At 32.9% G+C, this 17,743-nt stretch carries 17 protein-coding genes; 13 read left to right on the top strand and 4 right to left on the bottom strand.

The genetic code is table 11. The features are described 5' to 3' along the window. Positions 1-40: 40 nt before the first annotated feature. A complete protein-coding gene (locus tag bsdE14_RS04995) occupies positions 41-772 on the top strand; it encodes a nuclease-related domain-containing protein (protein ID WP_264848864.1) in 732 nt (243 codons plus the stop codon). A gap of 48 nt (positions 773-820) precedes the next feature. After that, positions 821-1,951 (top strand): glycerate kinase family protein, encoded by a 1,131-nt coding sequence (locus bsdE14_RS04990; protein WP_264848863.1) that lies wholly within the window; start codon positions 821-823, stop codon positions 1,949-1,951. A 145-nt stretch (positions 1,952-2,096) separates the two neighbouring features. Here the strand turns inward: bsdE14_RS04990 and bsdE14_RS04985 are convergent, their stop codons facing one another. The 3 genes from bsdE14_RS04985 to bsdE14_RS04975 are packed head-to-tail and all read right to left on the bottom strand — an operon-like array spanning position 2,097 to position 4,825. Then, positions 2,097-2,348: a hypothetical protein gene (locus bsdE14_RS04985; RefSeq protein ID WP_264848862.1), complete on the bottom strand. Its 252-nt coding sequence runs from the start codon at positions 2,346-2,348 to the stop codon at positions 2,097-2,099. 9 nt (positions 2,349-2,357) lie between these two features. Continuing rightward, the gene (locus tag bsdE14_RS04980; RefSeq protein ID WP_264848861.1) at positions 2,358-3,575 is read right to left on the bottom strand and encodes an MFS transporter; all 1,218 of its coding nucleotides are present in this window, start codon (positions 3,573-3,575) and stop codon (positions 2,358-2,360) included. 2 nt (positions 3,576-3,577) lie between these two features. Next, entirely contained in the window at positions 3,578-4,825 is a 1,248-nt protein-coding gene (locus tag bsdE14_RS04975) for a glycosyltransferase (RefSeq protein ID WP_264848860.1), read from the bottom strand. Positions 4,826-4,968: 143 nt separating this feature from the next. On the opposite strand from bsdE14_RS04975, the gene bsdE14_RS04970 reads away from it, so the two are divergent. The 4 genes from bsdE14_RS04970 to bsdE14_RS04955 all read left to right on the top strand — a co-directional run bounded on the left by bsdE14_RS04970 (position 4,969) and on the right by bsdE14_RS04955 (position 7,821). Further along, on the top strand, positions 4,969-5,526 hold the full coding sequence (locus bsdE14_RS04970) for a TetR/AcrR family transcriptional regulator (RefSeq protein ID WP_264848859.1): 558 nt from the start codon (positions 4,969-4,971) through the stop codon (positions 5,524-5,526). A 423-nt stretch (positions 5,527-5,949) separates the two neighbouring features. Beyond that, on the top strand, positions 5,950-6,417 hold the full coding sequence (locus bsdE14_RS04965) for a MarR family winged helix-turn-helix transcriptional regulator (protein WP_264848858.1): 468 nt from the start codon (positions 5,950-5,952) through the stop codon (positions 6,415-6,417). Positions 6,418-6,431: 14 nt separating this feature from the next. Next, a complete protein-coding gene (locus bsdE14_RS04960) occupies positions 6,432-7,316 on the top strand; it encodes a hypothetical protein (RefSeq protein ID WP_264848857.1) in 885 nt (294 codons plus the stop codon). 40 nt (positions 7,317-7,356) lie between these two features. Then, positions 7,357-7,821 (top strand): acyl-CoA thioesterase, encoded by a 465-nt coding sequence (locus bsdE14_RS04955; RefSeq protein ID WP_264848856.1) that lies wholly within the window; start codon positions 7,357-7,359, stop codon positions 7,819-7,821. A gap of 24 nt (positions 7,822-7,845) precedes the next feature. Here bsdE14_RS04955 and bsdE14_RS04950 read toward each other — a convergent pair whose 3' ends face one another. Beyond that, positions 7,846-8,463, bottom strand: a complete 618-nt coding sequence (locus bsdE14_RS04950) for a TetR/AcrR family transcriptional regulator (RefSeq protein ID WP_264848855.1) — start codon at positions 8,461-8,463, stop codon at positions 7,846-7,848. 245 nt (positions 8,464-8,708) lie between these two features. Here bsdE14_RS04950 and bsdE14_RS04945 point away from each other — a divergent pair, with 245 nt between their 5' ends. The 7 genes from bsdE14_RS04945 to bsdE14_RS04915 all read left to right on the top strand — a co-directional run bounded on the left by bsdE14_RS04945 (position 8,709) and on the right by bsdE14_RS04915 (position 17,695). Then, positions 8,709-9,632, top strand: a complete 924-nt coding sequence (locus tag bsdE14_RS04945) for a DUF5692 family protein (RefSeq protein WP_264848854.1) — start codon at positions 8,709-8,711, stop codon at positions 9,630-9,632. Between the two features lie 42 nt (positions 9,633-9,674). Then, positions 9,675-11,174 carry a phytoene desaturase family protein gene (locus bsdE14_RS04940; RefSeq protein WP_264848853.1) on the top strand — a complete coding sequence of 500 codons (1,500 nt, stop codon included), beginning with the start codon at positions 9,675-9,677 and terminating at the stop codon, positions 11,172-11,174. 2 nt (positions 11,175-11,176) lie between these two features. Continuing rightward, positions 11,177-12,331, top strand: coding sequence for an FAD-binding oxidoreductase (locus tag bsdE14_RS04935; RefSeq protein ID WP_264848852.1), 1,155 nt, complete (start codon positions 11,177-11,179; stop codon positions 12,329-12,331). 23 nt (positions 12,332-12,354) lie between these two features. Continuing rightward, positions 12,355-13,521 carry a hypothetical protein gene (locus bsdE14_RS04930; protein ID WP_264848851.1) on the top strand — a complete coding sequence of 389 codons (1,167 nt, stop codon included), beginning with the start codon at positions 12,355-12,357 and terminating at the stop codon, positions 13,519-13,521. A 153-nt stretch (positions 13,522-13,674) separates the two neighbouring features. Then, positions 13,675-14,208: a Chromate resistance protein ChrB gene (locus bsdE14_RS04925; RefSeq protein ID WP_264848850.1), complete on the top strand. Its 534-nt coding sequence runs from the start codon at positions 13,675-13,677 to the stop codon at positions 14,206-14,208. Between the two features lie 15 nt (positions 14,209-14,223). Then, positions 14,224-15,960, top strand: a complete 1,737-nt coding sequence (locus bsdE14_RS04920; RefSeq protein ID WP_264848849.1) for an ABC transporter ATP-binding protein — start codon at positions 14,224-14,226, stop codon at positions 15,958-15,960. After that, complete coding sequence (locus bsdE14_RS04915; RefSeq protein WP_264848848.1) at positions 15,947-17,695, top strand: ABC transporter ATP-binding protein; 1,749 nt, start codon at positions 15,947-15,949, stop codon at positions 17,693-17,695. The genes bsdE14_RS04920 and bsdE14_RS04915 overlap by 14 nt, the downstream gene beginning before the upstream one ends. The last annotated feature ends 48 nt before the right edge of the window (positions 17,696-17,743 follow it).

The following is a 17,743-nucleotide window of genomic DNA, read 5'->3' as shown; positions in this document are numbered from 1 at the left end:
TTGTTCATCCCTTTTATAAATAAAATACGGAGGAGAAAATATGGACGAGATAATATTAGGTTTAAGCTTATCTGCAATAGTTGTATTTTTACTCAGATTTATTTTTGGTTGGTCAAGTTATAGAAGGAGTATTCATAAAGTCATTTATTCCTGTTATTTAGAATACTATAGTAAGAAAAAAAGAATAAGAAAGTTGTCAGAAAGTGCTGCTTTGGAAGAGGATTTTGGTAAGCATAAAGTGCTCTATCAATTTTTTTCTAATAATGGTGCAAAGCTGCCCAAGCCTTATATTATTGTAATTTTGTCCAGCGGCATCTATTGTTTAAAGGTAAGCAATACTCCTGGAGAAATTTACGGAGCAAACACAGGAAATTGGGAGAGTATAGTAAGTTATGATAAAAAACATCCCGATAAAAGGATGAAAGAAAAAATGGTCAATCCCATTATAGAATTAGAACAATTCAGCAAAAAGCTTCAGGAAAAAATAATTAAGATAAAGACTCCAGTTTATAAAATTGTTGTGTTTCCGGATAAGTCAACACTGAAAACTAAAGATGAAGAAATAGGTAATGCCTATGTTATTAGACGTTCACAGCTTCACGATACTTTAATTAATATTCACAAATCTAAGGAAATGATATTGTGTGATTGGGAAATTGATGCATTGTGGGAAATGATGGCTGGTGATTCTTTAAAATTAGAAGAAAATAAAGTATTATTAAATAAAAAGAAACAGGAAATTGAAAACTACATGCCAAACAATAATATTTAGTGTTTTGCTTTGTTTATATAGAATTTTTTCTGTGATTGGAGGAGAAGGATGAAGATTGTAGTAGCCATTGATTCTTTTAAGGGAAGCCTATCTTCTATGGAAGCGGGAAATGCAATTAAAGAGGGTATTTTCAGGGTAAAGCCCCATGCAGAAGTAATAGTTAAGCCACTAGCGGATGGAGGAGAAGGGACCACTGATGCCATACTCAATGGTGCAGGTGGAGAAAAAATAAATTTAACAGTAACAGGTCCTATGGGGAAGCCAGTTGATACTTATTATGGTTATCTTCCAGAAACGAAAACTGCAGTAATAGAAACGGCAGCTGCTTCAGGCATTACATTAGTTTTAGACTCTGAAAAAAATCCTATGCTGGCAACCACTTATGGATTAGGAGAAATGATAAAACATGCAGTTTTAAAAGGCTGTAAGGATTTTGTCATAGGACTTGGGGGAAGTGCTACAAATGACGGTGGAATTGGCATGCTTACTGCCCTAGGCTATGAATTTATGGATAAGGACGGTAGGAATATAGGGCAGGGTGGAAAAGCTTTAGAAAAAGTTGCATATATTTCGAATAAGCATGTACTGAAAGAATTAGAAAATTGCCATTTTGAGGTTGCTTGTGATGTGAATAATCCATTGTGTGGTATTAATGGAGCTACTTATGTTTTTGGACCTCAAAAGGGTGTAAGTGATGAGATGAAGGCAATTTTAGATGAAGGTATGAAAAACTACGCCAGAGTTTCTAATGAATTCACAACAAAAAAGTGTGATGAAGAAAAAGGAGCTGGAGCAGCAGGAGGGCTAGGTTTTGCATTTATAGAGTATCTTGATGCTCACTTAATACCTGGCATTGAGCTTGTACTAAATACAATTAATCTTGAAAATGAAATTATGGATGCTGACTATGTTATTACTGGTGAAGGTCGTATGGACTTTCAGACAGCTATGGGTAAGGTACCTGTTGGTCTAGCAAAGTTAGCAAAGAAATATAATAAAAAAGTAATTGCTTTTGCAGGAAGTGTTACGAGTGAAGCTAAAGAATGTAACAAAGCAGGAATTGATGCTTTTTTTCCAATTGTGCGAGGGGTTACAACCTTAGAAGAGGCCATGCGTCCTGAGCAAGCCAGAGAAAATATGATGGATGCGGTAGAACAGGTATTTAGGCTGCTGCCATAAAGAGGGATTGCTATGAAAATGAGTTTGATATTTTTGATTATGAAACAAATGAGTAATCTAATTGTGGAAAAGTATTAAATATATAAGTTTAAAGCAATAAGCTTAAGCTCTCGAGTTATAATTCTCGAGAGCTTTTTTTGAAAACTTATTTTTTTATTTTGACTAAATTTTTTGAGACTATCAGGATTAAAAGTAAAACAGCGGGTATTGCTGTTAAATATGGGAAATAGGGCATAAAGCCGTATATTAAGGCTTTAAAAGAATTAAGTGCAGCTAACGGCGATATACCTATTTTCATGTAAATAAAAACATAAATTACGCCAGCAACAACAAGTGTGGCAAGAGGAGATAGAATAAGTAAAAATACATACATGAATTTTTTTAATATATTTTTCATAACTATCACCTAACCTATAGCTAACTTGTCAAAGCGTCTGGTTAAAAGATAGCACAAAGTTCCGACTATAAGCATAAGTGTTCCTGCAAGAATCATCCAGTTACTTATTCCGATAATATCAGATATAGGACCTGCAATAAACATGCCTACAGGGGCAGCAAAGCTCATAACACTAGTTATAAGAGAAAGCACTTTTCCTAAATTCTCTTGAGGTATTGTTCTTTGAACATAGGCGGTAAAAGGGATGTTGGTCAACATACCTGTTGTTCCCATTATAAAAACAACTATGCAGAATATTAAAAATGCATTAGAAGGAAGCAAGCCCTCAATTAATGAACATATACCTAATGAAAGTATACCTATTGATATCATTAGAAATTGTTTTTTAAGCCCGCCTGTAACACTTATTATCATTGCAGATATAAGCATGCCACTGGAGAATAGGGTTTGTACAATGCCATTAGACCAAGCAGTACCGTTAAAGTAAACCTTAACCATTAAGGGTAGAAGAGTACCAAGAGGTACAAAAACAATGGTTGAGAGAAGTACGGGTATGGATACTCTTACTAAAGCTTTATTTGCTTTTATAGCCTTCAAACCAAGTTTCATATCTTCAATAACGGTTAACTTACTTTGAGAACTTACTTTGTGCTTAACTAGTTTAACTGAAGAAAGAGTTAAAACAGCGAATGAAGCACCTATAATATCTACAAACATCGCATACTGCAGAGTTGTAATGCTCATTAAGAAAGCACCAAGCATTGGACCTACCATGGAACAGGCAGATTGAATCATTTGTCCAACACCACCTGCTTTAGTAAGTTCATTCTCTGGAACTAATTGAGGGATTGCTGCCTGCATAGCAGGTTTGTGGAAAGTTTCCCCCAAGGCTCTAGTAAACAATATAACATAAATAAATATTAATGAAGGAGTGCCGAAAAAGAAGGATATTCCTAGTACAAGACTAGAAAGGGCAACAGCACTATCAGCTAATATCATTATAGGTTTACGATTATACCTGTCTATGAAAACTCCAGCAAAAGGACCTATGATTGCCTGGGGCAGTAAGCCCACAACACTTGCAATAGTAAGAGCCACTGCAGAACCAGTTTGTACTGTTATCCACCATATTATTGAAAATTGCACTGCACTTGAACTCAATAGAGAAAATGCCTGCCCAATATAGATGGTGAAGAAAGATTTTTGCCACTTTTCTAATTTTTTCATAGTTACCTCCTAAGACTGTCTACAATTACTTTTGCGCAGTCTCTAGCCCCGTTTTCAGTAGCAATATTTTTTCCTAAAATCTTTGCATTTTCTATAATTTTATCCTGAAGAACATAGTTAATTGCATCGGAAAGTTTGCCAGAGGTAAGTTCCTTTATTGGAATAGGTTTTGAACCTACACCTAAATCATAAACTCTATGAGCCCAAGCATGTTGATCATTGGCAAAAGGTATTACAATACTAGGAACCCCAGCTTTAAATCCAGCAGAAGTTGTACCGGATCCTCCGTGATGACATACCGCAGCAACTCTCTCAAAGAGCCAAGAATGAGGGATGCTGTCAATTGCTATTATATTTCTAGGAAGATTATCAAATTTACCCATTCCACAGATAATACCACGGTTACCGCTTTTGTTAAGGGCATCTATAATTAGTTTGGATAAGGTTTCTTTTTGATCAGCGTGAAAAACACTTCCAAAACCAATATAAACAGGCTTATCTCCAGAATTTAAAAAGTCAGATAATTCCTTTGAAGGAGTATACTCTGTTTGTTCTTCTACAAACCAATATCCATATTGATGAATATTTTCATTCCAATCACTTGGTCTTTTAAATACAAAATTACTACAAGAAACTACAGCAGGATGTTTTTCATCCTTATGCCTTTCATAAGGCTTGCCAAAGTTTTTTGGAACACCACCAAATTCCTTTTTCCAAAGACCTTTTACTGAATCCTTGGAGGCTAACCATAACATACCTTGTAACATGCTATAGCTTATAATATTTTTAAGTGGAGTAGCTTTAACTCTGCCATATTGAATAACAGAAGTCTGCTCTTTTGTTTTATGCATAGGGAATGGAGAAGCTAAAATAGAAGGTATCCCTAATCTTTCTGCGGCAAAATAACCTAGGGTGCATCCTGGGTGGTATATGACTAATTCATTGCCTACGCAGGCTGAATAAAATTCATTGGCTATAGAAATGCCATACTTTTTCATTTTGTTAAAAGCTAATAACATCTTAAATGGATTGTCAGCGGTTTGTGCTTGTTTAAGCATTTTTTCATCAACATTAAGTGTTTTAAAATCAGCCTGTATTGGGTAAAAATCTATGCCATAACTTTTAATAAAACTTTCAAAATCTCTCATACCTGTGATACGTACATCTTTTCCTAATTTTTTAAGCTCCTGTGCAAGAGCTATATATGGTTGAAAATCTCCTCTGGAACCTGAACATAGAATTGTAATCATGTTTTATTCCTCCTCTTGTATTATCCAACAACTTGTTGTATGTTTATAGTATACTGATGATGTAATTTATCATCAACCAACAATACAAGTCTAAGTGTTGGATTTTGAGTGTCAGGTTTTCATATTGAAAGGAGAAGGTTGAAATGAAAAAACAGCCAGAGGTAACAGCGCAGACAAGGCAAAATTTAATAGATGCTTTTTGGTCATTATACTGTGAAAAAAGAATTGAGAATATAACTGTAAAGGAAATTACTAATAAGGCAGGTTATAATAGAGGAACTTTTTATGAGTATTTTACCGATGTTTATGATGTGCTTGAACAAATAGAACAATCACTGATTCCAGGAATTGATGAATTACCGCCAGTTAATTTTCAAAATGAAAATATAGGCATGCCTCTTAATATGTTTATGAAATTATATGAGCATAATAGTAAATACTATTCTGTTTTACTTGGGGATAATGGAGATCCTTCATTTGCAAGTAAACTCAAAAATGCAACAAAACCTACACTTAGACAAACTTTTTATAATAATAATATAGATCCAGTAGAATTTGATTTTGTTTTAGAATATGTTCTTTCTTCAATGATTGGGATTATGAGTTATTGGTTTAGGAAGAATAAAGTGCTTCCGGCAGAAAGACTTATAGAATTAATAGCTGAACTTACAGAAAATGGAGTGAAAAAATATTTACTGTAATAACTTTAAGATAATATCCTGGACCATAAAGTAAGAAAACGCCTATCAAGATATACGCTAAATGCAATTTATAAAACTAATTAATTTTGTCATAATTATAAAAAGTGTGATGAAAAGGAAAATCCAATAAGAGATGTGATTGAAGGCTCTATATGCTGGTGCCCTATTACAAGTTTGGATGTAGCAGTTGAAGCATATGAATGGAAACGTCCCCCCGCTATAGAATATATATTTTAATTGACATTTTTTAGAATAGGTAATATATTATCTATATAGATAATATATTACCTATTCTGTTTTATTAGTTGTAAACTAAAGACTTTAAAAAAATAATAGAAGAAAGTAGTGTATAAGATATTAGTTAATAATACTTACAGGGTTTAATGAGAGCATTTATAACACAGGAGACGGAGGTATTACTAATTGGATAAGTTTGATAATATGGAGGATTATACATTTATTTTTGGAACTCTTTTTGTAGTTGCTAATAAGATGGATACCTTATTGGAAAAGGAACTAAAAGAATATGATGTAACATCTAAGCAGTGGTTGCTGTCAGCAGTTCTTGACAGCTTATTTGATTATCCACCTACAATTAAGGAAGCAGCAAGAGAGATGGGTAGTTCACACCAAAATGTGAAGCAGCTTGCACTTAAATTGGAGCAAAAAGGATTGCTGGCTTTAGAGAAAGATAAAAAGGATGCAAGAGCAACTCGACTGAGATTAACTGAAGAGAGCCTTTCACTTTGGTCTAATGCAGAATCAAAAGGTATAAAATTTATCCAAAATATATTTAAAGATATTGATAAGGAGGAAATTTCAAAAGTAAGAAAAGTACTTGAAAAAATACAATTCAATTTGGATCAATTGGAAAAAGCAGATATTGATTAATTGGAGGGGTTTTTATGAAATACAGGAAGATTGTTAGCATTCTTGTAATATGTATTGTTTTATTTTCCTTAATCTCATGCATGGCTGGACTATTTTCAATAGGTGGAGTAGGAGTACATGAATTTAAAACCATAAATAATGAAGTAGTAAAAATATATGGTTCTGGGATATATAAAAATGACTCAGTAGCAATTGCAGCACAAGGCAAAGCTTCGGATTTTGTAACTATTGTTATGGGAATACCGCTATTGGCAGTATCTTTATATTTTGCATGCAAAGGGTCATTTAGAGGAAGAATATTATTAACAGGAACTTTAGGGTATTTCCTTTATACCTATATGTCATATACATTTTTGTGGATGTACAACAGACTTTTTATAATTTATGTTTTACTTATGTCATTAAGCTTATATGCATTTATACTTTGCATGATGTCCTTTGATATGGAAAACATAAAATCATATTTTCATAAGAAACTCCCTGTAAAGTTTTTAGGCGGTTTTCAAATTTTTATTGCTTTTACTATAGGAATGTTATGGCTTGGTAAGCTTGCTCCATCAATTTTTCAAGGAAAGGTTCCAGTTGGATTAGAGCAATACACAACATTGGTAATCCAAGGAATGGATCTAGGCATAGTGGTTCCTGCTGCTTTTTTATCAGGAATTCTGCTTATTAAAAGAAAACCCTTTGGTTATCTACTATCCTCAGTAATAATTATAAAGGGAATAACTATGCTATCATCTATATCCGCTATGATTATAAACCAGGCTTTAAATAGTGTTAGTATGGGTGCAGCTGAAGTAATTATCTTTCCATTCTTTAATATTATCGCAATTATATGCTTAGTAATATTACTTAAAAATATAGAAGAAATTAAAAATTTAAATGTGATAAAATAGAAGTATTCGTAAAACTTTATGTAGTAAAGGAGCAATATTTATGACAAATAACATTTCTTTTTCCAGAGCTGAAACATGCCTAATAATGGAGCCTTCTCATAGTAATCCACATGGGAATGTACATGGCGGAGAACTAATGAAAATTATGGATAATACCGCAGGTATAGCAGCTGCTAAGCATGCAAAAGGTGACGTTGTAACTGCAAGAGTTGATGAGATTGTATTTCATAAAGCTATACATATAGGTGATATTGTAACCTGTGTGGCCCAGCTTTGTTATGTAGGTAAATCTTCAATGCAGGTAATGGTAAGCATTGGAGTTCACGAATTAGATAATTATTCGGAACCTGATACGGCGTTAACAGCTTTTTTTACTATGGTGCATATGGTGGATAATAAGCCTGCAAAAGTACCTGAATTAGTGGTTTCCACTAAAGAGGAAGAGGAACTTTATAAACTTGGCGAGAAAAAGCACTTAGAGATAAAATCAAAATATAAAAAATAAGAACTGCATCAGCTGATGCAGTTCTTATTCCTTTTCTAAGTCCATGCCTTTTTCCAAAAACATTGGAACACTCTGGGAAAAGAAATTGTTAAATATTTCAGTAAATTTATCTTGAGTTTCAGGTAAAACACCTAAAGCTGTTTGAATTGCAATTCCATCTAATGCTGCTATAAATATTGCAGATAAACTTTTTTTAAGTTCTGTATTTTCTATACCAAAGGCATAAAAAAACATATCTGCAACTTTATTTATTATGCTTTCATAATTTTGTTTGTACTTCTCATTCATTTCATCATTTCTTGAAATTACATCACTTAGTAATAAGATATGAAGCTTTTGCTCATCAGTTTTTGACAGACGAAGTGCTACCTCACTTTTTACTTCAGATAAAACCTGATTCTTATCCTTTATTTTTGACTCACTCATTACTGAAAGTTTATGAACAAAATGAATAGATTGATTTATTACATCGTAAAGCAATTCATCCTTATTTTTATAATGATGGTATATAGAACCTGTAGTTAATCCAGCCTTTTCTGCAATTTCTCGCACAGTAGCTTCTTCTACGTTCTTCTCTTGAATTACCTCAATTGCAGCATTTATTATCTTTTGTTTTCTCTTATTTTTACCATTTTCTCTCATATTAACCTCGAATGTGTTTAAAGCATTTGTATTACATAACATTTTACCACAATTCTTATACAGAAAAAAGTAAGTAAAAGAAACCATATAAGAAATCACTTTTATTTTTGGAAAAATTATATAAAATTCTATTGACAATATTATAACAAGCAATTATTATAAAATTAAGAAAACGTAACAAATGTTATGTTTTCAGAAAATATAACATTTGTTACGTTTTTAAAATTATTTAAGGAGGAATATTTATGTTTCTATTTCAACCAATTCCATGGTACTCTTGGTTAATGTTTTTTGCAGTGTTAGGGGGGTTAATGCTTTTTAACGAGATTGGACGTTATAACAAGAAAACTGGTATCGTAATGTTTGTAGTATTACCAATCATTTTGACTATCTTTGTTTGGCCGAAAACTTCTGGACCAAATTCAGGTCAATCTACAGCTAACTGGTTTCAATGGGCAAAGACTTATTCAGCACTTGCTGGCTGTCTAATTTTTATGGGCTTACGTTTTTCAAAGAAAATACAAGGAAAGAAGTGGTATTACATATTACCTACAGCTATTTTAAGTATTAATATTCTTGAAGCTGTTGTTCGTGAATTTGAAGTTCGCGGAATGAATGAAGTAATTAACGGTATGACCTATATGGGTGGTACTTGGAATATTTTAAATGGTATTGCAGGTATTCTAAATATATTAACTATTTGCGGATGGTTTGGAATCTTTGTAAGTACTGATAAACAAAAGGATATGATCTGGCCAGATATGATGTGGTTTTGGATTATAGCTTATGACTTATGGAACTTTGCATACCTATATAATTGTGTTACAGATCGTGCTTTATATGGCGGATTAGCACTACTTCTATCTTGCACAATACCTGCATTCTTCATAAAGAAAGGTGCTTGGCTGCAGCATCGTGCACAGACACTGGCTATTTGGATGATGGTTGTTATGTCTGTCCCACAAGTCTTTACAGAAGGTAAATTTGCGGTTGCATCTACACATAATCCAAAAGCATATATGTTCGTAAGTGTTATTGCACTTGCTTCTAATATTGCAGTAGCAGTTTTTGAAGTTTATACAATTATTAAAACTAAGAGAAATCCATTTAAAGAAGATCTTTATAAAGACCTTAAATCCTATCAAGATATTAAAAAAGAAAATATTTAATGGATATTTATAAAAGTATCGTAATTTGAGGAGGAATAAAATATGCATTATGACGTAATCGTTATAGGTGGCGGAAATGGTGGGTTATCTACCGGGGCAACACTTGCTAAAAAGGGCAAGAAGGTATGCTTACTTGAAAGACACAATATTCCTGGTGGTTGTGGTACAAGCTTTAGACGCGGAAGATTTGAGTTTGAAGTTGCACTGCACCAATTGAGCTCAGTTGGAACAAAAGAAAATCCAGGTCCAACAAGAATGATCTTCGAGGAATTAGGAATAATGGATCAACTGGATATGTTCACATTGGATAATTTATATAGAGTTGTTCTTCCTGGAAAAATAGATGTGACAATGCCTACAGATTTTGGACAAGCAATAGCATATTTATCTAAAAGGTTTCCACAATATACAGAAGAAATAAAGAGTTTTTATAATTTGGTCTTCACACTATTTAATGAAGCAAATCAAATTCCAAATATGCCAGAAGAGCAAATAACAAAAGAAAAATTTCCTACATACTTTAAATACGCATTGAAAAATGCTCAGGAAGTTTTAGATGAATTTTTTACAGACAAAGAGCTTCAATTATGTCTTAATGCATATTGGTCATTTATGGGAACACCACCTGCAATATTCCCTTTTATTATATTAGCTGGCAATATATCAGTTTATATGCACTTTAAGCCAAAGTATTTAAAAGGTGGATCACAGGTTATCTCTCAGGCACTTGCTGAAGTAATTAGAAATAACAATGGAGAAGTAATATTTAATTGCGGAGTAAAGAAGATTATTGTAAAAGACGGTAAAGCAGTAGGAGTTATTACAGAAAATAATGAAGAACTAACAGCTGATGTCATAGTTTCTAACATTAGTCCAACTGCAACATATTTTGATTTAATGGATTCTGAGGATGTGCCTGAAGAGGCAGTTAATTATTTAAGTAATTTTAAACCAAGTATATCTGCAGTTACATGCTTTATAGGACTTGACTGTCCACCTGAAGAAGTGGGTATAAAAGAATCTATGAACATATTCTATAAATCTGCAGATGTTAACAAGGATTTTGCAAAGGCAAGTGTTTTGGAAATTAGCGATGATCCAGTAGTTTTCACCTGCTATACAATAGACGATCCAACAGTGTCACCTAAAGGTACAAGTATTATTACTGCAGGATGTATAAAGTATGGTAAGCCATGGGTTGAACTATCCCCAGAAAAATATCATGAAACAAAGTATGAGTGTGCAAATGATATAATTGAACGTATTGAAGAAAATTATCCTGGCTTTAGATCACATATTGAAGAAATTTCAGTTGCTACACCATTAACTCATATGAGATATCTAAATACTCCAGAAGGATGTGTTTATGGGTATGAGCAAGATTTAGCATCTACAGGATTTTTCTATCCAAATCAATCACTTATGTCTAACTTAGAATTTGCAGGTGGATTTGTTGGATTGTGTGGATTTAGCCCAAATTATATTCAAGGATATAAAAAGGCAAATGAAATTCTTAAGAAATACTGGAAGGAGGTCGTTTAATTATGAGAAGATTCATATCACAAATCGAAAATATTGAGAAAGTATCTGAAGAAATAGCAGTACTTAAAAAGAATGGTAAGGATTATAGCATTGATAGAGGAAGAACTCAAAAATTAATTGACAGGCTTCATCCTAAAAAAGTAGAACTTGTTTTATCAGAAATAATAGGCAGAACTGATGAAGCAAAAACCTTCCGTTTTGTATCAAAAAATGGCTACCTTCCTCCTTTTGAAGCAGGGCAATATATTAATATATTTGCAGAAATAGATGGTGTACGTACAAGCAGACCTTACAGCTTATCATCATCACCTAGACAAAGAGCATATTATGATATAACAATTGCTAGGATTAAAAGAGGTTTTGTGTCGGATTATTTTTTAGATAAGGCTAAAGTTGGAGATAGCTTTGAAGCTAGTGCTCCTGCTGGAGAATTTCACTATAATCCAGTATTTCACGGAAAAGATTTAGTTTTCTTAGCTGGAGGAAGCGGTATTACACCTTTTATGAGTATGACTAAAGAAGTTTTAAATGTGGGACTTGATAGAAATATTCACTTAATATATGGTGCAAGAACAGAGAAGTCTGCTATTTTCTTAGAAGAGCTAAGAGATTTAAGTGCTAGACATGATAATTTTAAATTTACACTTATAGTTTCAGAACCTACTGAAGATTATAAAGGGGAAACAGGTTTTATTACCGGTGAGTGTATCAAAAAGCAGATTAAAAACTTGGATTCAGCAACCTTCTACATTTGCGGACCACAAGTTATGTATGATTTTTGCAAAAGTGAGCTTTCAAAGTTAGGTGTTGAAAATAAAAGAATCCATCAGGAAATGTTTGGTTCAAGGCAGGACATCCAAAATGAACCAGGATGGCCTGAAAATTTAACTGGAAAAGAAGAGTTTACAGTTAATCTTTCTGATGGAAGAAAGATTAAAGTACTATCAGGAGAATCCTTATTAACTTCTCTTGAAAGAGCAGGAGTTAGAGTTAACGTATGCTGCCGCTCAGGAGAATGTAGTTTATGCCGTGTTAAGCTAGTATCAGGTAAGGTATTTATGCCTCGCGGTGTACTATTACGTTATGTTGATGAAAAATACGGATATATTCACTCTTGTAAGGCATATCCAATGAGTGATTTGGAAGTAATTTTATAAAATAAATTTAAGGGGAGATAAAAATGGCTGAAAAAGATTCTTATCTTTATATTGACAAGTTTATGGAGCTAACAGGAATAAATATTGACATGTTATCTAATCCTAAAACCATAGCAGAGGTATTGAAAGATGACATGCTATTGTACGATTTCGAGCCTGCAAGGGCTCTAGTAAAGGAAAGCTTAGAAAAGCCTGTTTCATTTAGAACTATGTTTGAGGAAACTCGTAATGCTATTGTTACAAAGCAGCCAGCTATATACGAATTTTTAAAAGAAGCTATTGATGCTAACCTTATTCCAGAAGTTAAAGATGAAAAAAGTAAGGACATAATTATAAGGTCTGTACATCATTCATATATACTAAATGAATTGACCAAGGAAATTGTAAGTAATGTAGATTTTGTTATTGAAATCCAGGAGTATTTATTAAAACAACGTTCAAAGTATGGAATAGGATCAAATTTTATAGATGCTCTTGAGGATTTAAAAAAACTATACCGTGGAAGTATGTTTGAGCCTACAAAAATAATTGGTATGGATATGGTATATAGAAGCCGTGCAATGGTTCGTAAAAGAAAAGTAATTACAGATTCTGAAATAAAAGCCCAACAGGATGGACTTAAGCTAAATATCCTTGAGGCTGCTGTAACAGATAACAAGGCGGGATTCAATGATAATGCTCTTGTAGGTGCAGTACTTTCTCAAATTGCTCCAGATACTGTTTCACTTTCGGAAGATGAAAACAAAGTAATGCTTTTCCACTTATCTAGAAAATGGGTGAGCTTATATGAAACATGGAATTTAGCATTTATAACAGGAAATCTTGCATACTTACAATTACTCTATCCAAAGCTTTTAATACCTGCAGTTATTGGGGCTGAACATAATGAGTACCTTATTAGCAGGTCAGCTGCATTGTGGCTTTCAACACTTTTCCATCAGTTTGCAGCTTTAAATAGAAAGCTAGACGCACCAATTCCAAATAAGAAGGAATTAGCAAAAGTTTGGGGAAAAGTTAATCTTAAATATGCTGAGGAACTTGCAAAAGAAGAAGCAGGAAAAGATTTAAATGCTTTTGAAAGAGCACTAAATATTACTTTAGGTGAAATAATGGAGACAATGAAAAACTCTATAACATCAGTTCCACTTTCACCTGAGGAATCTGAAAGACTATCAAAAATATATAGCTAAAATAACTTAAGGTCCAACTAATGTGCTGCATTGCATTTTGGTTGGATTTTATTATTTGATGATAAATATTGACAGTAGAAGAAAGTAGGAATATATTTAAGTTGTAACCAGTATTACATGTAACCGGTATTACATTTGAAAGGAAGTGAGGTTTTGAATTGGAGAACCTTGATATATCAAATTCCAAGAGAACCGCAGAAAAATAGAATGGCTGTATGGAGAAAACTAAAGTCTATTGGTGCTCTGAATGTTTTTCAATCTATATGGATTTTACCCGATACCGAGGAGGCTGAGGAGGAGTTTAATAAGCTTGAAGAACAAATTAATAACAGTGGTGGACAAAGCATAAGCTGCATTACTTTAATAGAAGATGAAAATAAAAATAAAAAGCTAATTGAGCAATTTAATAAAGAACGAGAACTAGATTATAAGGAACTAATTGAAAAGTGTGATGATTTTGTAGCTGAAATTGATAAAGAGACTAAAAGGGAGAACTATACTTTTGCCGAAATAGAAGAAAATGAACATGAGATAAAGAAGTTAAGTGTATGGTTAAAAAAGATAGAGAAGAAGGATTACTTTGAATGTGAACTTAAACTTGAAATACTTAGGAGAATTGATGAATGCTCAGAATTATTAAATCAATTTAGTAATAAAGTTTTTGAAGTTGACGATAGCAGTAAGTAATGGGGGGACACTGTTTTGAAAATTGAGCCTATGAGAGAGCCGGATAAAATTATAAACTACTGGAAAAAAGAAAAGCTGGTTGTAGCTTTTATTGTTATATTTGGATTAACCTTTAATATTTCAACTATTTTAGGACCTATATACCAAGGAAAACTTATAGATTCTATTGCCCATGAGAGCAATTTATCTTCTGTTTTAATACTTGCAGTTACCTATGTTGTACTTATTGGAATAATTCAGCTTTTACGCTACTTTAAGCGCTTTTATATAAGGCGTTTTGCTAATAGCACTAGTGCTGCTATGAGGCTTATGATATACAATAGCATAATGCATAAGAGCACAGCTGAGCTTGATAATGAAAATGCCGGAAATTTAATGACAAGAGCTATTTCCGATGTAGATCTATGTGTAGAGGGAATGCGAAAATTCACTACTGAAGTTTTTGATACCGGTGTTTTAATGGCATCTTACTTAGTTTCCATGCTTGTTTATGATGTGAAAATAACTTTGATTTCTATTGTTTTTATCCCTGTTGCTATGCTGATAGCTGAAAAATTAAAAAGTGTTATTTATAAGTATTCTAAAGACTATCGTAAAAAGACTAGCGAAGTTACTGACTTTACTTATGATATAATTGACAATTTTATGCTGTACCGTGTAAATGGAATGGAGTTACAAAACAGAGAAAGGTACAATAATGAACTGGAAGACCTGCAAAACAAGGCAATAAAAGCTAATATACTGGAAAACTCTATGCAGCCTATCTATAACGTTATAGCAATGCTTGGCGTAATAACTGTAATTTATTTGGGTGGTACTAAAGTAATTAGTGGAAGTTGGACTGTAGGAGTATTTTCCACTTACATTACTATGTTTACTGCAATGGCAGTAAAGGCGAGTAAAGCAGCCAAGCTATTTAATTCTGTTCAAAAATCTCAGGTTTCTTGGAAGAGAATTAAACCTTATCTTAAGGAATATGAGAGTAAGGATACTAACACTGAAATAAATGAAAGTAATACAGTATTATCAGTTAAAAACCTTAGTTTTGCCTATGAAGAAGGTAAGGATAATATTATTGAAAACATAAGCTTTGAAGGCAAGAAAGGTGAAATTATAGGGATAACAGGTTCTATTGCTTCTGGTAAATCTACACTGGTTTTATCTTTACTTGGGTTATATCCTTATTCGGGAAGCATAAAAATAGACGGCAAGGAGCTTAAGGATTATACAGAATATGAGCGCAGCCAAATGATTTCATACTTAGGACATAATCCACAGCTTCTTTCAGACACCATTTATAACAATATTACATTGGGATGTGAAGCAGATGTTACCTCTGTATTAAAGGAGGTATGCTTTGACACAGATTTAGCGGCAATGCCTGAAGAACAAGATACTTTAGTTGGAAATAGCGGAATCAAATTAAGTGGAGGACAGCAGGCTAGAGTAGCGCTTGCAAGGGCGCTGCTTAATAAAAACAAAATTATAATATTAGATGACCCATTTTCAGCTGTTGATATGAAAACTGAGGAAAAAATAATTGAAAACTTGAAGAATAATTATAATGATAGCTTAATTATTTTAGTTTCTCATCGTTTATCGATTTTCAGTAAAATAGATAAAATTCTACTGCTAAAAAATGATAAAACAGTTGAGTATGGAACTCATGAGGAACTGATGAAAAGATCCGAAGTTTATGAAACTATATTTAATTTACAGTATGCAGAAGGGGGGACAAATGATGAAGAATAGTTTGATAAAAAAGTCCATGACTAATGTTTTAAAAAGCAACGCTTTAATGAGCATACTGTTACTTATCGCTATTATTGGTGTTGTAGTAACTAGCTTAATCCCTCCTCAAATTTTAAAATACATTGTAGACCATAATCTAGTTGCAAGAAGCTATGATAAACTGCTTTTTTTAGCTATAGCCTATATTGGAGTGCTTCTATTTATAGGAGTGTTTGACTTTGTTAAAGAAGCTATACTTACTGTACTTGGGCAAAAAATTACTAAAGAAATACGAGTACAGATGATGGAAAAGCTCCAAAGAATAAATGCTAGCTTCTTTTCCTCTAATAGCTCAGGGATAGTTGTTTCTCGTTTTACAAATGATGTTGATGCAATTAATACACTATTTACAAGCGGCATTATAGGAATGGTGGTTGACTGCTTCAAGGTAATAGGAATAGTAGTTTCAATTTGGATGTTTAGTTCTAAGCTTGGAGCTGTTACTTTAATACTGCTGCCAGCTATTTATGGTATTACAAGACTTTTTCAAAAGAGAATGCTTAAAGCACAGATTGAAAACAGGATACTTATAAGTAAGGTAAATAATCATATTTCAGAAAGCATAAAAAATGTAAAGATGATTAAAGCTTACAGCAAAGAAAACTTCATGGAAAAGAATTATACTAAGTATTTGCTTGATAACTATAAAACAGTTGAAAAGGTTAATTTTTATGATTCTGTATTTTCACCAATTATTCAACTTACTCGTGCTGTGGTCATAGCTTTCATTGTAGTGCTATCATCAAAACATCTGAACTATTTAGGTATATCTCTAGGAATGGTTGCAGCATCAATTGAATTAATATCTAACTTATTTACACCTATAGAAAACCTTGGAATGGAACTTCAAGACATTCAAGAAGCAATTTCAGGTATTCACAGAGTAGATGATTTTTATAGTGAAGCTGAGGATAACTTTAAGAAAAATGCTTTGAAAGTGGAAGATATTATACCTGTAAAGGGAGAAGTGAGATTATCCTTTAATGATATCTCCTTTCATTATGAGGATGATAATGATGTGTTACAAAATATTAATCTTAATTTAGTATCAAATGAGAAGGTTACTTTTGTTGGCAGAACAGGTGTAGGAAAGTCCACCTTATTTAAGCTTATTATGGGACTTTTAAAGCCATCAAAGGGTAATATCACAATCAATGGGGTTGATGTCTATGATATACCAAACTCAGAAAAACGAAAGATATTTGGATACGTGAACCAAAGCTTTCATATTATCAAAGGAAATGTTGCAGATCAAATAAGTCTTCAAGATAAAAACATTACAAGAAAGCAAGTTGAGGAAGCTATAGAGTTTGTAGGTATGACAGATTATATATGGTCCCTGGAAAATGGAATGGATACAAAAGTAACTAGTGATACACTTTTTTCACAAGGACAAAAACAGCTTTTGGCAATAGCTAGGGCTATTGTAACTAACCCTCCCATACTATTACTAGATGAGATTACTGCAAATCTTGATTCTATTACAGAGGATAAGATAGTGTCTGTACTTAAAAAGGCAAGTGATGCCCATACAATATTATCTATATCTCACAGACTATCATCTATGATTGCCAGCGATAGAGTGGTTATCTTAGAAAAAGGAAGAATAAAAAATGTTGGTGCACCAGAAGTGCTCCTACAAAAGGACAATTGGTATCGCAGCCATATTGCACTTGAGAAAATGACCTGGAACTAGAATGTAAAAATGTGTATGTAACACTGTCTTATAGATTTATTAAGATAG

Origin of the sequence: Clostridium omnivorum (assembly GCF_026012015.1) — a bacterium.
GTDB classification, from domain to species: Bacteria; Bacillota; Clostridia; order Clostridiales; family Clostridiaceae; genus Clostridium_AX; species Clostridium_AX omnivorum.
The sequence above is the reverse complement of the archived record's forward strand: the minus strand, read 5'-3'. Positions and strand labels throughout refer to the sequence as shown.